Raw genomic sequence first — 15,368 nt, 5'->3', positions numbered from 1 at the left:
GAGCGGGCTCGCTCCTACAAGGGATCAGGGGTGTTCCTGGACGGTCACAGTGGCCGTGGTCCCCGCTCTCAGGTTGTTTTTACCGGCATAGTCGGCATCGATCTCGATCCGCACCGGCACCCGCTGCGCCAGTTTGACCCAGGTGTAGCTGGGGTTGATGTTGGCCAGCAGTCGTCCGCCCGGCAGGTTTTCCCGGTCGGCGATGGCGAAGGCAATGCTCTGCACTTTGCCACCAAACGTTTCGCCACTCATCAACTCGATCTTCACCCGGTCGCCCTCCCCGATCCGCGGCAACTTGGTTTCTTCAAAGTAACCACTGACATAGAACGAATCGCTGTCCACCAGCGCCAGCAATGGACCGCCAGCCGAGGCGTAGTCGCCCTCCCGGGTCAACAGATTGGTGACGTAGCCGGTCACCGGGGAAACAACGTGGGTACGCTGCAAGTCGAGTTCGGACTGGGTCAGTGCCGCGACGGCCAGTTGCACATTGGCCTGGGCCAACACCAGGTTGGCCTGGTTGCGCAGCAAGTCGGCCTGGGCCACCGACACATCCGTATTGGCCTTTTCCCATTCTTCGCCGGAAATCGCCGAACGATCCTTGAGCGTGCGCCGCCGTTGCTCCTCGCTCTGACGTTGTTTGAGCAAGGCTTCGCTGGCGGTAATGTTCGCCTGGGCCTGGCCGAGCGAGGCTTTCGACACCTCAACGGCACGTTTGGCATGCTCCACCGCCAGTGTGTAACGCGCCGGATCGATTTCCAGCAGCGCCTGGCCTTTGTTCACGTGTTGGTTGTCCTGCACGGCCAGGCTGACGATTCGCCCCGAAACATCGGCGGACAAGGTCACCACATCGGCACGCACCCGGGCATCCCGGGTCCAGGGCGCGCGGGTGTAATGCTCCCAGGCGAACCAGCCGAGGATCAACGCCAGCAACACCACGGCCACTGTCGAGAGCCGGGAAAGGATGTTCTTCAAGGCATCATGCTCCCATCGCCAGTATCAATGTGGCGCAGACGCAGACGTACAGCGCGCCTTCGAACAATGCCTCATGCCAGACAAACTGCAGCACACCGAGGCGCCGCAACGTCCAGTCGAGCAACAGGAAAATCGGCAGGCCCAACAGCAGCGCCTGAGCAATCGGGGGCAGATAGGCTCCACCCACTTCCAGATCAATGGGCAAGGACTGGGTCTCCTTCAAGGCCAGCAGGTTGAAAGTAGCCGCGATAACGCTCGACGAACGACACCACGATCAGCAGCGCCACACGCATGCGGAACACCGACCACAAGCGCTCATGCACATCGGTATGCAGGGCATCCAGTTCGTCACCCAGGGTGCGCAGGCTATCGAGCACCTGCGCTACTTCGACCCCGGGCCGGCCGGCGACCAGCCTTCCCGTGTCCCGCACGGTCGAATACAGCCGACTTTGCAGATCAGCACTCAACAGTGCGTTGTTCTGCCCCTGCTGCCTGAGCTGATTGAGGGCAATGCCAAGCGCCATGCAGCCCAGGCTGATCTGGAACAGTTCACGAGACTGTGGCTCCTGCGTCGCCGGCAACAGCCCCAGCATCATGGTCAGGCGATCAACCATTCGACTCTCGAACGCGAACTGTTGTTCATCGGTCGCCGAAGTTTTCAGCAAGGCGTATACCTGCTCGCCGTTCTCTTTATGCAGCCGGCGCATGCGCAAATCCGGCCTGAACGGAAAGATCAGCGCATACACACTCAACGCGAGCACAGTCGCGCAGGTATAAGCCCCGGCAAATTCGAACCACTGGGTCGCGGTGTTTTGACCGATCCCCACGTTCAACGGGCCGAGCAACAGAAATGTCGTGAGCCCCAGGCCAATGCCGGTGCCGGTGGTGGGTGGACTGGCCAGCCCCACCGCAACGGCATAAAGCAAGGGTGCCAGCAGCAAGGCAAGCATCTCGAAATTGCTGATCATCGGCACAAACATGAACTGCAGGAGCGCCGAGGCCAGCAGTGCCAACCCGAACCCCCTCGCATAACTTTGAACGGCCAGCAGCGGCCGGGGAAACGTCGACATCAGCGAGCACAGGATACCCAGCAGCACCATGCCGGCACGCGCACCGTCCCAGCCGGTCTCGATCCAGATCAGGCCGGCGATCAGCAGCGCGGAAAAGGCCCGGATGGCGTTCATGGTCGCCAAGGTGAAGTCCAGGTGCAGCGGATTTTCGCGCCCGCGAAACACGCTGCTGGCGGGTCGCCCGCTCTGGATCGCATCACTCAACTCCAGAATCTGCTCAAGCTGCTGCAACAGGCGCGCTTGCTCCCAGCGCAGCGACCAAGCCAATGAGCGCAAGGTGGCCGGTAGCGGCTCGGTCAACTGTTCGGCCCTGTAGGCCAGCTCATCGAAACGTTGTTGCAGTGAGGTGAAGTGATGGCGCTGTTCACTGGACAGCGATCGCCCCTCCCGTGCCAGCTCATCGAGAAAGGCCAGTTCTTCGGCACGCAACCGTTGAATTTCTTCAGGCAGCTCGCCCTCCCAGCGTTCGGTCAACAGCAGCCGCTGGTGGCGCAGGGCTGTCAGCCGTGCGGTCAACAACACCAATTGATTGCCCAACAGTTGCACCAGGCCGTTGGCACTGCGTAAGCGTGGCGCATCGAAATACATGTGCCGACGCACGCCCTCAAGGCCGCTGATCTGGCCCAGCAGCTGCATTTGCCGCTGCTGAAAGTCGGCTTCGCTCTCTTCGGTGCGGATAACGGCGCTGGCGTGGGTGGCCAGCAACCGGGTGATCTGATCGATCCTGGCGAAGTAATCCCGGGCCACGGCTTCCGGCCTGGCCGTGAGCAGGCTGACCACGCACACGCAGGCAACCGCCAGCAAGGTTTCGGTGAGGCGGGTCACCGCCAGCAAAAAGGTACCGTCCTGATCGGGAATCGCCAGCAACGCGATGACCACGGCGGTGTAGCCACTGAGCACGAATGCCCCGGAACTGGTATAGCGCAACAGCGTGCCACCAGCGGTGCACAGTGCCAGCCACAGGGCCAGGGTGGTGATGAACGGCAGTGGCGCCTGCGGAAATATAGCCATGATCGCCACCGCTACGACCGCCCCCATGGTGGTCCCGATGACTTGGCCAAAACTGCGCGCCAGCACCATGCCGCCCAGTGGCTGGCTGATGATGACCACGGCCATGATCGACCACTTGGGCTGTTCCAGATCGAACAAAAACGCCAGGTACAGGGTCAACAGACCGGCCGCGATGGTTCGCAGGGCAAACAGCAACACCCCGGGGCCGGGGTTGAGAATGGCCTTGAAATACTGCAGCAACGCTTGCATGGGAACACTCGTCGGGACACCTTCAGCAAGCGTAGTCACTGCGGCGGGGCCTCGACAGGTTTTGCCGTCGACACCGTTTGCAGGCCCATTGAATCGTCAGTGAACGTCGTCAAGGTTTGACTCAAAGCCCGGCCTGACCGAAGCTGGCGCCTTTGCAAAAGCTCGCCAGTTTCCGGATTCCTGCATGCCCAAGTCCCGCCGCTATCTGTTTATCAGCCTCTTCGCCCTGCTTGTCATCGGCCTTGCGTGGTTTTCCCTGCGCGATACCGCCCCGGTGGTTCCCGAAGCCATCCAGCATGGCTACAGCGAAGCGCTGGCGGCTGCCCGGGCCGGTCAACCCGGTGCCGCGCGGGTGCTCTATCAGCAATTGGGGCGTGCGGACCTGTCTCCCAAGCGCCGTGTCTGGCTGCATGCCGAGCTGCCCAATTATCCAAGTTCGGTGGCCCTGAAACTGGCGAATGCCGACTTGCAGAACGAGTCGCCCGAGGTGCGAATCGCCGCGATCAGGAGCATCAGCGGCCTGGTACCGAACGGCCAGCGCAGTTTATTGCTGGGGCCTTTGCTCGATGACAGCGAACAAAGCGTGCGCCTGGCCGCCATCAACGCGCTGCTGGGTTTGTCCCCGGATGAACTCGGTTTGTATTTCGGGCCTCTGGAGCAAGCCATCGATGCCTGGGAGCAAGTGCTCAAGAGCGAGCCGCAAAGCGCCGACAACCAATACCAACTGGCCCGGCTGCACTTGCACAACGCCGAGCTCAAGGAAGCGCAACAGGCACTGGACAACACCTTGCGCCTGGCGCCGGACAACCTGCCGGCGCTGGTGCTGCAAATCGACGTGCTGGATAAACAGGGCCAGAACGACGCCGCCCGGCAACTGCTGGCCCGGCAACTCCAGGCGCAACCCGATTCGGCCTACCTGCAGCATGCCCTGGGGCTCTGGCTGCTGCATCACGACCAGAGCGAATTCGCCCTCCTCGGGCTGTCCAAGGCCGTTGAACTAGAGCCGAACAACCGCGATTACCGCTACGACCTGGCCACCACGTTGCACGGTGAGCAGGAGCTGGAAGCGGCACAGAAACAGTTGCAGGAGATCGTTCAGCGCCATCCGAACGACCGCAAGGCCCGGGTGCTGCTGATCAATTACTGGAAGGAAAGCGGGCAGCTGCAAAACGTGCAGATCCTGCTGGCCCAACTCGAACAGATGAACCCCGATGATCCGGCGTTGCAACAGGGGCTTTGACCCCGACCGGAATTTCGTTGGGCCGGCGTCCCGGACATGCAGATGATCAACGCCTGAATGCTCAGGAAAGCATGTCCTGCATCAGCTCCTGCAATTTGTCCAGATCGAACGGCTTGTCCAGGATCGGCGCCTTGCGCGTGATCGGGCTGTCGGTCTCGCGGATTTCCTGGGCATAGCCGCTGATGAAAATCACCTTGAGTTCCGGTCGCAGCTTCACGGCGGGCTCGGCGATCTGCACACCGGAGATTCCACCGGGCAGGCGGAAATCGGTGATCATCATGTCCAGGTGCGGTTTGCTGGCCAGGATCTCAAAAGCCTGCTCGCCGTTTTCGGCCTGCAATACGCGGTACCCCTCGCCCGACAGATAAGCGGACAGCACCATCAGAATCGAGGGGTCGTCTTCGACGACGAGTACTACATCTTGTGCATCTTCGCTCATGGGAAGCCTTTGTTCGGTCAATTGCTGCTGATACGACCGTGGGGTCGATCAGAGGTTGCGTTTACCTGGCTGTTTTCCTGCAGCGGCAGACAAACGCGAAACAAGGCGCCTTCGCCAATCCTGCTCTGGACCGTAATAGTACCGCCATGGGCGGTAACAATCTGTTCTGAAATAAACAACCCCAGGCCCAGCCCGGCGACAGCGTGCCTGGCCGATATCCGTTCGAATTGCTGGAAAATCCGCTTCTGGTTTTCCTCGCTGATGCCGATCCCCTGGTCCTGCACATCCACCAGCGCCCTGCTTCCTTCACTGTAGACCTTCACCGAGACCGGGCTCTTGGCCCCATAGCGCAAGGCGTTGGTCAACAGGTTGGAAATGACCTGTTCAATACGAAATTCATCCCAGTTTCCGATCACCGGCTGCTCGGCATCCAGCATGACCGAGGCCTCGGCGGCGTCGATTTGCTGGGAAAAGTTGTGCAACAGGTCGCGAACCAACGCCGAAAGGTCGAAGCGTGTCGGCCGGATCGACAACTTTCCGGTGCGGATGCGCGAAACATCGAGCATGTCTTCGATCAAGCGAATGAGGCTTTTGATCTGTCGCTCGTCGCGGTCGACCATGGCGTGCATCTTGTCCAGGGTAAAGGCGGCAGCGTTGTTCCGGGCCAGGTGCATCTTGCGCAGCTGGGTTTCAAGGATCAGGCCGTTGAGCGGCGTGCGCACTTCGTGGGCGACGATGGACATGAAGTCATCGCGCATGCGCACCGCCTGTTCCAGTTCCAGCTGGGTGTCTTGCAGTTGCTTGAGCAATGCCTCCTGCTCACGACGGCTCTGTTCCAGGGCCAGCACTTGTTCCTTCATCGCCTTGCTCTGGCGATACAGATCGACGAACACATTGACCTTGCTCTTGACCGCATGGATGTCCAGCGGCTTGTGCAAAAAGTCCACGGCACCGCTTTCATAGCCCTTGAACGCGTAGTTCAGTTCACGCCCGGCGGCGCTGACGAAAACGATCGGGATGTTCCTGGTTTTTTCCGTGCCACGCATCAGCTCGGCCAGCTCGAAGCCATTCATGCCCGGCATCTGCACATCGAGGATGGCCATGGCGAATTCATGTTGCAACAGCAGTGACAAGGCCTCGTCGGCGGACAACGCCTTGAACACGATCCTGTCGCCACCCTTGATCAGCGCCTCGAGCGCCAGCAGATTCTCCGGCAGATCGTCGACGATCAGCAGTTTGGCCTGGATTTTACTCAGCATGCGATTCGTTCCAGCTCGACAAGCAGACGGCCGATGCCGTGTACGGGAAGTATGTGGTCCGGCCGGTGCATCTCCAGCGCTGCCTGGGGCATGGTGGCGACCTGAGCGTCTTGCGGGTCTTGCACGATGGTGATGCCACCGTGCCGTTTGACCTGGGCCAGCCCGCGCGCGCCGTCGCGGTTGGCGCCGGTGAGCAATACCGCAGCGAGATGGGCTCCGTACGCATCGGCAGCCGATTCGAACAGGTAATCGATGGCAGGTCGCGAATGATGCACTCGGGGCTCCAGGCTCAGGGAAAAGCTGCGGTCCTGCTCCACCGACAAGTGATAGCCCGGTGCGGCGAAATACAGCGTGCCGGCCTCGACCGGGGTCTTGTCGCACGGCTCCAGCACCGGCAGGGCAACCCGGCGGGAAAACACGTCCGCCAGTTGACTGCGACGCTCGTCCGGCAGGTGCAGCACGACAATGATCGGCAGTGTGAATTCTTCGGGCAGCGGGCCGAGGATGCTCAACAGCGCCTCGACGCCACCGGCGGAGGCACCGATCACGATCGCTTCGATAGCTGGCAGGTTCGTTGCGCTGCTCATGATTTTCGGTAGATCCGTTCTTGTTTGATCAACGGCTCGAACTGATTGTCGAAGGCTGAAAAATTCGGGGTTTCCTTACTGCCCAACACCAGAAAACCGCGATGGCAGAGGGATTCATGAAACAGTCCGAATGCCCGATCCTGAAGCTTCTTATTGAAATAAATCAATACGTTACGACATGAAATCAACTGAGTTTCTGAAAACACGCTGTCTGTCGCCAGGCTGTGATCGGCGAAGGTCACGTTCTCGCGCAGCGTCTTGTCGAAAATCGCGTACCCGTAGGCCGCCGTGTAGTAGTCGGCAAACGAACACTGGCCACCGGCCTGCTGATAATTAGCAGTGTAGGCGCGGACATTCTCCATCGAGAAAATCCCTTGCCTGGCTTTTTCCAGGGAGTGCGGATTGATGTCGGTGGCGTAGATGATCGTGCGGTCGAGCAGGCCCTCTTCGCGCAGCACAATGGCCATCGAATACACCTCTTCACCGGTGCTGCATCCGGCGATCCAGATCTTGATCGAAGGGTAGGTTCGCAGCAGCGGCACCACTTCCTTGCGGATGGCCAGGAAGTGCGAGGGGTCGCGAAACATCTCACTGACCGGAATGGTCAGCAATTGCAGCAATTGCATGAAAGCCGTCGGATCGTGCAGGACCTTTTCCTGTAGCGCCGAGATGGTATTGCACTCGAACTGATTCATCGCATGGTTGACCCGGCGCTTGATCGAAGCACCGGAATAATCACGAAAATCGTAGCTGTACTTGAGGTAGATCGCCTCGATCAGCAAGCGCAATTCGATTTCGCTGTTCCGCTCCGCTGAAAAATGGCGTTCCACTAGATACGTTCCATCTTCGGCAGCCACACACGAATCAGCGAAAACAGCCGATCCAGGTCGATGGGCTTGGCCAGGTAATCGTTGGCGCCGGCCTGCAGGCAGCGCTCCTGATCGTCCTTCATGGCCTTGGCGGTCACCGCGATGATCGGCAGCTTGCGCCAGCGCGGGTCCTTGCGGATTTCAACCGTGGCTTCAAAACCATCCATCTGCGGCATCATCACGTCCATCAACACCAGGTCGATGTCCTCCACTTCATTCAATCGTTCAATCGCTTCAAGGCCGTTGCGGCCAATGACCACGACGGCGCCCTTTTGCTCCAGCGCGCTGGTGAGGGCGAAAATGTTGCGTACGTCGTCGTCCACCAGCAGCACCTTGCGGCCTTCGAAGACCTTGTCGCGGCTGCGGGCGACCTTGAGCATCTTCTGCCGCTCATGGGACAACCTCGATTCGATTTTGTGCAGAAAAAGCGTCACCTCATCCAGCAGCCGCTCCGGAGAGCGTGCGCCCTTGATGATGATCGAACGCGAATACTTGCGCAGCTCGGCCTCTTCATTGCGGGTCAGGTTGCGCCCGGTATAGACGATGACAGGCGGAAAGGAGCAGATGTCTTCAGTGGACATGCGCTTGAGCAAGTCATTGCCGAGCATGTCGGGCAGTTTCAGGTCGATGATCATGCAATCGAATACGCACGTGCGCAGCAGGTCCAGCGCCTCCTGTGCCAGGCCAACGGCGGTGATCTCTATGTCATCGTCGCCGATCAGGCGGGCAATGCTGTCTCGCTGCAAGTCGTCGTCCTCGACCAGCAGTACGCGCTTGACCTTCTGGGTCAGCTTGGCCTCAAGGCGCGCAAATACGTCCTTGAGCTCCTCGCGGGTGGTCGGTTTGACCGCATAGCCAATGGCGCCCATGTGCATCGCCGCTTCGACCCGGTCTTCGACCGAAATCACATGCACCGGGATGTGTCGGGTTTCGGCGTGTTCCTTCAGGCGTTGCAGCACGGTCAGGCCGGAATGATCCGGCAGGCGCATGTCCAGCAGGATCGCATCGGGGATGAACGTCTTGGCCAGGTCGTAGCCTTCGTCGGCGCCATGGGCCACCAGGCACTGATAACCCAGTTCATGGGCAAGGTCGTAGAGGATGTGCGCAAAGTTTGCCTCATCTTCCACCACCAGAATGCAGCGACTGCTGAACGGACCGTTGTTGCGATCGTCGTCGAAACGCGGGATGTCGACTTCGGCTATCAGTGGCGACAACATGGGCGCCAATACCTTGGGCGCAGCCGCCACAGGAACGGCTCGCATCGGTTCAACAGGTAGTGCAGCGGGTGCTGCGTATTGCTGCGGCAAGACCAGAGTAAACACACTGCCCTGCCCCGGCGTGCTGGTCACACTGATGGAGCCACCGAGCAAGGCCGCCAGATCACGGGAGATCGACAAACCCAGCCCGGTGCCGCCATAACGCCGATTGGTGGTGCCATCGGCCTGATGGAACGCTTCGAAGATGCTTTCTTGCTGATCAGGTTCAATGCCAATCCCGGAATCACGGACGCAGAACGCGATGCCGTCGTTCGGCACAGGGGCGACAGACAGGCTGACACTGCCGCTTTCCGTGAATTTCAGCGCGTTGGACAGCAGGTTCTTGAGGACTTGCTCCAGACGCTGGTGGTCGGTGAACAGCGTCAGCGGCGCACCCTCCTGCATATCCACCTGGAAATCCAGCTGCTTGTCCGTGGCCAATGGCTGGAACAGGTCATGCAGGCCATCCACCAGGCGCGCCACACTGGTGTTCTCAGGACGGATTTCCAGTTTCCCGGCCTCGACTTTGGAAATATCCAGAATGTCGTTGATCAGGTGGAGCAAGTCATTGCCGGCTGAGTAGATCGACTCGGCGAACTTGACCTGCTCGGCGCTGAGGTTTTGCTCCGGGTTTTGCGCCAACAGCCTCGCCAGGATCAACGAGCTGTTCAGCGGTGTGCGCAGCTCGTGGGACATGTTGGCGAGGAATTCGGACTTGTACTTGCTCGAACGCTGCAACTCGACCGCGCGCTCTTCGAGCTGAATCTGTGCCTGGTTGAGCTCGGTGTTCTTCAAGTCCATGGCATCACGCTGATCGGCCAGTACCTGTGCCTGCTCGGCGAGTTGTTCATTGGTTTGCTCAAGTTCCACCTGCTGGGTCTCCAGGTGTGCCTGTGATTCCTTGAGAATCCGCGACTGCTCTTCGAGTTCTTCGTTGGCGGTCTTGAGCTCTTCTTGCTGCACTTGCAGTTCTTCGTTGAGCTGTTGGGTTTCGGCCAGCACTTCCTGCAGGCGCTGACGATAGCGCGCCGCCTCGATGGAGGTGCCGATGTTGCTGGATATCAGTTCCAGCAGTTCGGTGTCGCGGTCAGTCAGCGGGCGCAGAAAGCCCAGTTCGATCACGCCATTGACCCGGTCGTCGTCACTGGTCGGGACTACCAGCACGCTGCGCGGCAAACCTTCGCCGAGGCCGGAGCTGACCTTGAAATAATCGCCCGGCACCTCGTCGAGGCGAATCAGCCGGGCCTGTTGCGCCACCTGGCCGACAATGCCTTCGTCGCTGCAGATCTGTTGTTCAAGGGCTTCCTGTTCACGGGAAAAACCATAGGAGGCAATGCGCTTGAGGCCACCATGCTCTTCCCGGACATAAATCGCCCCTACGACGGTGCCCAGGTATTGCGCGCAAAATTGCAGGATGTTGCGTCCCAGCAGGTTCAGGCTCAATTGCCCCAGCACCTGCTCCGCGAGCTCGGTCTGGCCGTTGCGCAGCCAGGCCTGCTGCTCCAGGCGATGGGCGCTGGCTTGTTGGGCCGCGAGATTGACGCTGTAGCTTTGTGAAAGATTGAGCAGATCGCGGCGCCCGACATACGCCAGCAAGGCGCTGACGCCGGCAATGAACAACAGATAGAGGCTGATGCTCCAGACCGTGCTCTGCCGCACGTCTTCATTGCGAGCGGTGCGCAATTGTTGTTCGGTGTCGATCACTTCTTCGAACTGCTTGCGAATTTCATCGGTCAGGCGCTTGCCGCGTCCGGCCTTGACCACGGCGCGATAGTCGCCGCCGCTGCGCTGCAAATCGATCATCGATTGCGCATAGTTGACCCACTCCAGCTGCAATGCCTGCAACCGCAGCAGGCGGTCGGTTTGCACCGGATTATCGACAGTCAGCTCGAGCAAGGTGTTGAGGGCCACGGCAATGCGCGGCTTGGCGGTTTCGTAGGGGTCGAGGAAATGTTCGTCGCCACTGAGCAGGAAACCGCGCATCCCGGTTTCCAGGTCCACGGTCAGCTTGACCGCTTCATTGGCGTTATTGATCACCCGGTCGGTGTGTTCCACCCACTTGATCGTCGACAGCAGATAGGTGATCAGCGAAACGAAGAACACCGCGCTGATGAGGCCCAGCCCCAATGGCAGGCTGATGTTGCGGCTCAGGAGTTTACGAAATCGTTGTTCATCAACCGAGGACGCTGAGGGCATGGGGCAGGCCTTGTCGAACTGTCAGATTGCAAGGAGTTTGCCCCATATCTGCCACATTGATCCAATTTTCTGACATGTTTTCGCGCAAGGTCCTACATTCCGCTGCTCCCGTTCAGGTGCACGGGTTATCCTTGCGTGACCTGCTCCGTAGTTCTTTTTCACGACGCCGGGAACTTGTCGGGATCCGCCACTTACTCATGCAAGAGGCCGGCGATTTCACTCGCCCGAAACCCATCATTTTCAGGAAAGCCATTATGTCTTCCGCCAACGCGCCCATTATCCTCGTCGTCGAAGACGATGCCATTGTGCGCATGCTGATCGTCGACGTACTGGAGGAACTGCAATACAAGGTGCTGGATGCCGATGGCAGCGAACAGGCGCTGGAGATGCTCAGGGACTCGAACCAGCACATTGATCTGATGATGACCGATGTGGGCTTGCCGAACATGGACGGTCGCGAACTGGCCAATGCAGCACGTACCTTGCGTCCAGCCTTGCCGATCCTGTTTGCCAGCGGGTATGCCGAAAGTATTCAAGTGCCGCAAGACATGCACGTGATCGGCAAACCATTCTCCATTGATCAGTTGCGGGACAAGGTCACCAGCCTCCTGGGGTGACCCGGCGCCCGGCTGTGGTTTAATGCGCGCCTTTTTCGTCCCTGCCCTGTCTTGGCTTCAAGGAATTCCCGTACATGAATCAGCCCCGCGCAACCAAAGTCCTGGTCATTGGTTACGTCTGGCCCGAGCCCCGCTCTTCCGCGGCCAGCGGGCATGTCATGCAAATACTCGAGGTTTTCCTGCAACAAGGCTGGGACATCACGTTCAGCAGCCCGGCAGGCTTCGGCGAGCAGCGCGCTGACCTGACGGCATTGGGCATTCGCGAAGTACCCATCGAGCTGAACAACAGCAGTTTCGACGCATTCATCAGCGAACTGGCGCCGGATATCGTGTTGTTCGATCAATTCATGATGGAAGAACAGTTTGGCTGGCGGGTCGAAAAGCATTGTCCCGATGCCTTGCGCGTGCTCGAAAGTTGCGACCTGCAAAGCCTCAGGCACGGCCGGCATCAACGCCTCAAAGAACGCTTGAAGGCCAGTGAGGACAACAATGACTTCAGCGGCCTGTTTGCCCCGGCGTCGCGTGATGAATTCGAACACATGGCCAATACCGATCTGGCCAAGCGCGAAATCGCCTCCTTGTATCGCTGTGATTTGACGCTGATGGTTTCCGAAGTGGAAATCGAATTGCTGGTCGAGCAGTTCAGGATCCCGCGCAGCCTGTTGCACTGGTGCCCATTGATGGTCGATCTTCCGACCAGTGCGCCATTAGAGTACGAAGATCGCGCGCACTTTCTGCACATCGGCAATTTTCGCCATGCGCCCAACTGGGATGCGGTGCTCTGGCTGAAAACCGCGATCTGGCCGCTGATTCGCGCGCAACTGCCTGATGCGCAGTTGCACATCTACGGCGCGTACACCCCACCCAAGGCCACCGCCCTGCACAACGCGGCCCAGGGCTTTCATGTGCTGAACTGGGCGGAGGATGCCTTGCAAGTGATGTCGAAGACGCGGGTGTGCCTGGCACCGCTGCGCTTCGGTGCGGGGATCAAAGGCAAGATCGTCGATGCGATGCTCTGCGGCACGCCCAATGTCACCACGCCAGTGGGCGCGGAAGCCATGCACGGTGAAGAGCCCTGGCCCGGTGCCGTAACCCGTACGGCGCGCGAGTTCGCTGACAGCGCCGTGCAACTTTATCAAGACAAGACTCAGTGGCTGTCTGCCCAGGCGCAGGCCCGGCACTTGCTGGCCAGCCGCTACCCGCAGTCCACCCATGGCCCCGCGTTGATCGAAAGGCTGATCGAATGCCAAAGGAATCTGCCACAGATCAGGCGTGATAACTTTACCGGCAGCATGTTGCGCCATCATCAACACAAAAGTACCCAGTACATGGCGCAATGGATCGAGGAAAAGAATCGCAATCAAGTACAAGCCTTGTAGCGTTCGTCCAAATACACATCAACAACGCCGACTGGATACTCAATGTGTTCCGTCGGCGTTTTGCATTTCAGGGTGGCTAACATATTCAAGGCACCACGACGCTGTAGATAAGTAACACCCCTCCCTTTGTCACTCAGTTTAGTTTCGGGCTGCCTGGAACTTGAAGCCTTCAGGATTGCCAGTGCATTCAGACAAAGGAACAATCATGACAGTCAAAGAAACGGAATTTCTCTACAAACAGAACTGGATGAGCAACATCCTCGACGTAGACAGATTAAAACTCACCGATATTGTCTGGCCTTGCACCCATAACGCGGGCATGGACAAAAAAGCCCCCAATTTCGACGATGTGACCGGTAACTGGACCACTTGCCAGAGTGATTCATTTGCCTGGCAACTGGCCAATGGCGCGCGGGCCTTCGATATTCGCCTCGAATACGCGGAAGATCCGAAAGCGGATTTTTACTTTCAGCACAGTGGCCATCGCTCTGGTCGGGTACTGGACGAATTGATCGACGCAGTGCTGTCGTTTCTTGATCGCAACCCGGATGAATTCCTCGTACTGGACTTTCATGAACTCAGGGATGGCGGCAAGTCTTTCGATTATAAGAAGCTCAACGACCAACTGGTGCGGCGACTCGGGATGCGGCTCATCCTTCCCGCCAACAGCCATGCCACCGTGGGCGAACTCAAGCGCTCCAGTACACGCCGGCGCATCGTCATGGCAGCGCAGTTCAGGCCTGGTCTGGACGATGACTACTTCTGGCCGCGCATCCCCCACAAATGGCGCGACAGTACGTTCACCAGTTCCGGCGATCTGCGGACCTATATCGCAAAGACCCTGGAAGATGCGCCTTACGAGACATTCTTGTGGTCATTGTCGGCCACTGCTTACACGCTATTTGGCGGCCCAAGGAATATCAAAGAAGAGATCAACGACTGGTTCAACACCACCAGCGACTGGGTGACGCGTTGCAGCATCATCAATACCGACTTTTTCGATACATCTGAAATTGTCCGTTACTGCTGGAGTGCCAGCAGCATGAAGGCCGTTTACGGCCCCTCACTGCACAAGGCATGATCGGGGCGCGAAAACAGCAAAGTGCGCAGCCATGACCCGTACCGCCCGAGTGACCGACCCTTCCTACGAATTGATGGACGACCACAACGGGTTGTCCATCATCTATCGCCAGCATGGCTTCCCCTGCCCGCTGGTGCGCTGGCATTTCCACAAGGAATACGAACTGCACCTGATCGTCGCCAGTTCCGGCAAAGTGTTCATCGGCGACTACATCGGCAACTTCTACCCGCACACCCTGTTCCTGACCGGCCCCAACCTGCCCCACAACTGGATCAGCCAGGTGGCCGAGGACGAAGTGGTGCCCAAGCGCGACATGCTGGTCAATTTCACCGACGAGTTGTTCGACAGCGGCTATCAGGTCTTCGCCGAACTCAAGACTCTGGCGCCGCTGCTCGAGCGCGCGCAGTACGGCATCGAATTTCGCTGCAAGCACACCATCGGCAAAGCGAGCGACCTGATGCAGCGCATTGCCGATACCAGCGGCATCACCCGGCTCGGGCACTTTTTCATTCTGCTGGAGTTGCTCGCAGCCACCGACGACTACCAATTGCTCTCTGGCGCCACGACCCCGCAACTGGCCGACGAGCACAACATCGATCGCACCAACCGCGCAGTGGATTACATCTTCGCCCATTACGCGCGGGAATTGCCGCTGGAAGAGGTCGCCGGTCACCTGGGCATGAAACCCACGTATTTCAGCCGTGTATTCAAGCAGGCCACCGGGCGCAATTTCATCGAGTTCGTCAATCGTCTGCGCATCAGCAAGTCCTGCGAGTTGCTGGCCGACGGCGACAAGCCGGTCACTGACGTGTGCTTCGAATCGGGCTTCAACAATATTTCCAACTTCAACCGGCGCTTCCAGCAGCTCAAGGGCATGACGCCTTCGCATTACCGGCGGTTGGTGGTGCAGCGGTTGACAGAGCAGAATCTGGGTTAACACCTCAAATCCCTGTAGGAGCGAGCCTGCTCGCGATGCGGTCTGACATGCGCCACCAACATCGACTGACCTGACGCCATCGCGAGCAGGCTCGCTCCCACAGGTTACGGCCTGTTTTCTTGCCCTGAAACCTGTACATATTCGATATCGTTTTCTCGCTGAAAAGCCCTTCCCTGCGTCTAGCGCCCTAAAGCCCAGTGCAAAAA

The 15,368-nt window shown here is 59.0% G+C and carries 13 protein-coding genes; 5 read left to right on the top strand and 8 right to left on the bottom strand.

All coding sequences use genetic code 11. The annotated features are described in order from the left end of the window. Positions 1-24: 24 nt before the first annotated feature. Genes ACEN8E_RS12780 through ACEN8E_RS12770 form a run of 3 tightly spaced genes read right to left on the bottom strand, consistent with a single transcriptional unit; the run spans position 25 to position 3,302 of the window. Positions 25-972: an HlyD family secretion protein gene (locus ACEN8E_RS12780; protein ID WP_495592922.1), complete on the bottom strand. Its 948-nt coding sequence runs from the start codon at positions 970-972 to the stop codon at positions 25-27. 4 nt (positions 973-976) lie between these two features. After that, complete coding sequence (locus ACEN8E_RS12775; protein ID WP_495592921.1) at positions 977-1,177, bottom strand: DUF1656 domain-containing protein; 201 nt, start codon at positions 1,175-1,177, stop codon at positions 977-979. Further along, positions 1,167-3,302: an FUSC family protein gene (locus ACEN8E_RS12770; RefSeq protein WP_495592920.1), complete on the bottom strand. Its 2,136-nt coding sequence runs from the start codon at positions 3,300-3,302 to the stop codon at positions 1,167-1,169. The genes ACEN8E_RS12775 and ACEN8E_RS12770 overlap by 11 nt, the downstream gene beginning before the upstream one ends. A 184-nt stretch (positions 3,303-3,486) precedes the next feature. Here ACEN8E_RS12770 and ACEN8E_RS12765 point away from each other — a divergent pair, with 184 nt between their 5' ends. After that, positions 3,487-4,542 (top strand): tetratricopeptide repeat protein, encoded by a 1,056-nt coding sequence (locus ACEN8E_RS12765; protein ID WP_495592919.1) that lies wholly within the window; start codon positions 3,487-3,489, stop codon positions 4,540-4,542. 61 nt (positions 4,543-4,603) lie between these two features. Here the strand turns inward: ACEN8E_RS12765 and ACEN8E_RS12760 are convergent, their stop codons facing one another. The 5 genes from ACEN8E_RS12760 to ACEN8E_RS12740 are packed head-to-tail and all read right to left on the bottom strand — an operon-like array spanning position 4,604 to position 11,148. Then, positions 4,604-4,981: a response regulator gene (locus ACEN8E_RS12760; RefSeq protein WP_007970583.1), complete on the bottom strand. Its 378-nt coding sequence runs from the start codon at positions 4,979-4,981 to the stop codon at positions 4,604-4,606. Between the two features lie 17 nt (positions 4,982-4,998). Beyond that, complete coding sequence (locus tag ACEN8E_RS12755) at positions 4,999-6,240, bottom strand: hybrid sensor histidine kinase/response regulator (RefSeq protein ID WP_495592918.1); 1,242 nt, start codon at positions 6,238-6,240, stop codon at positions 4,999-5,001. After that, positions 6,234-6,827, bottom strand: coding sequence for a chemotaxis protein CheB (locus tag ACEN8E_RS12750; protein WP_495592917.1), 594 nt, complete (start codon positions 6,825-6,827; stop codon positions 6,234-6,236). The genes ACEN8E_RS12755 and ACEN8E_RS12750 overlap by 7 nt, the downstream gene beginning before the upstream one ends. After that, entirely contained in the window at positions 6,824-7,657 is an 834-nt protein-coding gene (locus ACEN8E_RS12745; RefSeq protein WP_495592916.1) for a CheR family methyltransferase, read from the bottom strand. Before ACEN8E_RS12745 ends, ACEN8E_RS12750 begins: the two co-directional genes overlap by 4 nt. Next, complete coding sequence (locus ACEN8E_RS12740; protein ID WP_495592915.1) at positions 7,657-11,148, bottom strand: response regulator; 3,492 nt, start codon at positions 11,146-11,148, stop codon at positions 7,657-7,659. Before ACEN8E_RS12740 ends, ACEN8E_RS12745 begins: the two co-directional genes overlap by 1 nt. Positions 11,149-11,402: 254 nt before the next feature. Here ACEN8E_RS12740 and ACEN8E_RS12735 point away from each other — a divergent pair, with 254 nt between their 5' ends. The 4 genes from ACEN8E_RS12735 to ACEN8E_RS12720 all read left to right on the top strand — a co-directional run bounded on the left by ACEN8E_RS12735 (position 11,403) and on the right by ACEN8E_RS12720 (position 15,162). Beyond that, positions 11,403-11,765 carry a response regulator gene (locus ACEN8E_RS12735; RefSeq protein ID WP_495592914.1) on the top strand — a complete coding sequence of 121 codons (363 nt, stop codon included), beginning with the start codon at positions 11,403-11,405 and terminating at the stop codon, positions 11,763-11,765. Positions 11,766-11,839: 74 nt separating this feature from the next. Next, positions 11,840-13,144, top strand: a complete 1,305-nt coding sequence (locus ACEN8E_RS12730) for a glycosyltransferase (protein WP_495592913.1) — start codon at positions 11,840-11,842, stop codon at positions 13,142-13,144. A gap of 205 nt (positions 13,145-13,349) precedes the next feature. Then, positions 13,350-14,225, top strand: a complete 876-nt coding sequence (locus ACEN8E_RS12725) for a PI-PLC domain-containing protein (protein WP_495592912.1) — start codon at positions 13,350-13,352, stop codon at positions 14,223-14,225. Positions 14,226-14,256: 31 nt separating this feature from the next. Further along, entirely contained in the window at positions 14,257-15,162 is a 906-nt protein-coding gene (locus ACEN8E_RS12720) for an AraC family transcriptional regulator (protein ID WP_495592911.1), read from the top strand. The last annotated feature ends 206 nt before the right edge of the window (positions 15,163-15,368 follow it).

The organism is Pseudomonas sp. Pseusp9, from assembly GCF_059491265.1.
Note: the sequence above shows the minus strand (reverse complement) of the source record. Positions and strands in the feature narration are given on the sequence as shown.

What these genes read in the sequence shown, in the direction of transcription:
- ACEN8E_RS12770 (WP_495592920.1), bottom strand. Translation starts at nt 3,302, where the DNA reads ATGCAAGCGTTGCTGCAGTATTTCAAGGCCATTCTCAACCCCGGCCCC.
- ACEN8E_RS12765 (WP_495592919.1), top strand. Translation starts at nt 3,487, where the DNA reads ATGCCCAAGTCCCGCCGCTATCTGTTTATCAGCCTCTTCGCCCTGCTT.
- ACEN8E_RS12760 (WP_007970583.1), bottom strand. Translation starts at nt 4,981, where the DNA reads ATGAGCGAAGATGCACAAGATGTAGTACTCGTCGTCGAAGACGACCCC.
- ACEN8E_RS12755 (WP_495592918.1), bottom strand. Translation starts at nt 6,240, where the DNA reads ATGCTGAGTAAAATCCAGGCCAAACTGCTGATCGTCGACGATCTGCCG.
- ACEN8E_RS12750 (WP_495592917.1), bottom strand. Translation starts at nt 6,827, where the DNA reads ATGAGCAGCGCAACGAACCTGCCAGCTATCGAAGCGATCGTGATCGGT.
- ACEN8E_RS12740 (WP_495592915.1), bottom strand. Translation starts at nt 11,148, where the DNA reads ATGCCCTCAGCGTCCTCGGTTGATGAACAACGATTTCGTAAACTCCTG.
- ACEN8E_RS12735 (WP_495592914.1), top strand. Translation starts at nt 11,403, where the DNA reads ATGTCTTCCGCCAACGCGCCCATTATCCTCGTCGTCGAAGACGATGCC.
- ACEN8E_RS12730 (WP_495592913.1), top strand. Translation starts at nt 11,840, where the DNA reads ATGAATCAGCCCCGCGCAACCAAAGTCCTGGTCATTGGTTACGTCTGG.
- ACEN8E_RS12725 (WP_495592912.1), top strand. Translation starts at nt 13,350, where the DNA reads ATGACAGTCAAAGAAACGGAATTTCTCTACAAACAGAACTGGATGAGC.
- ACEN8E_RS12720 (WP_495592911.1), top strand. Translation starts at nt 14,257, where the DNA reads ATGACCCGTACCGCCCGAGTGACCGACCCTTCCTACGAATTGATGGAC.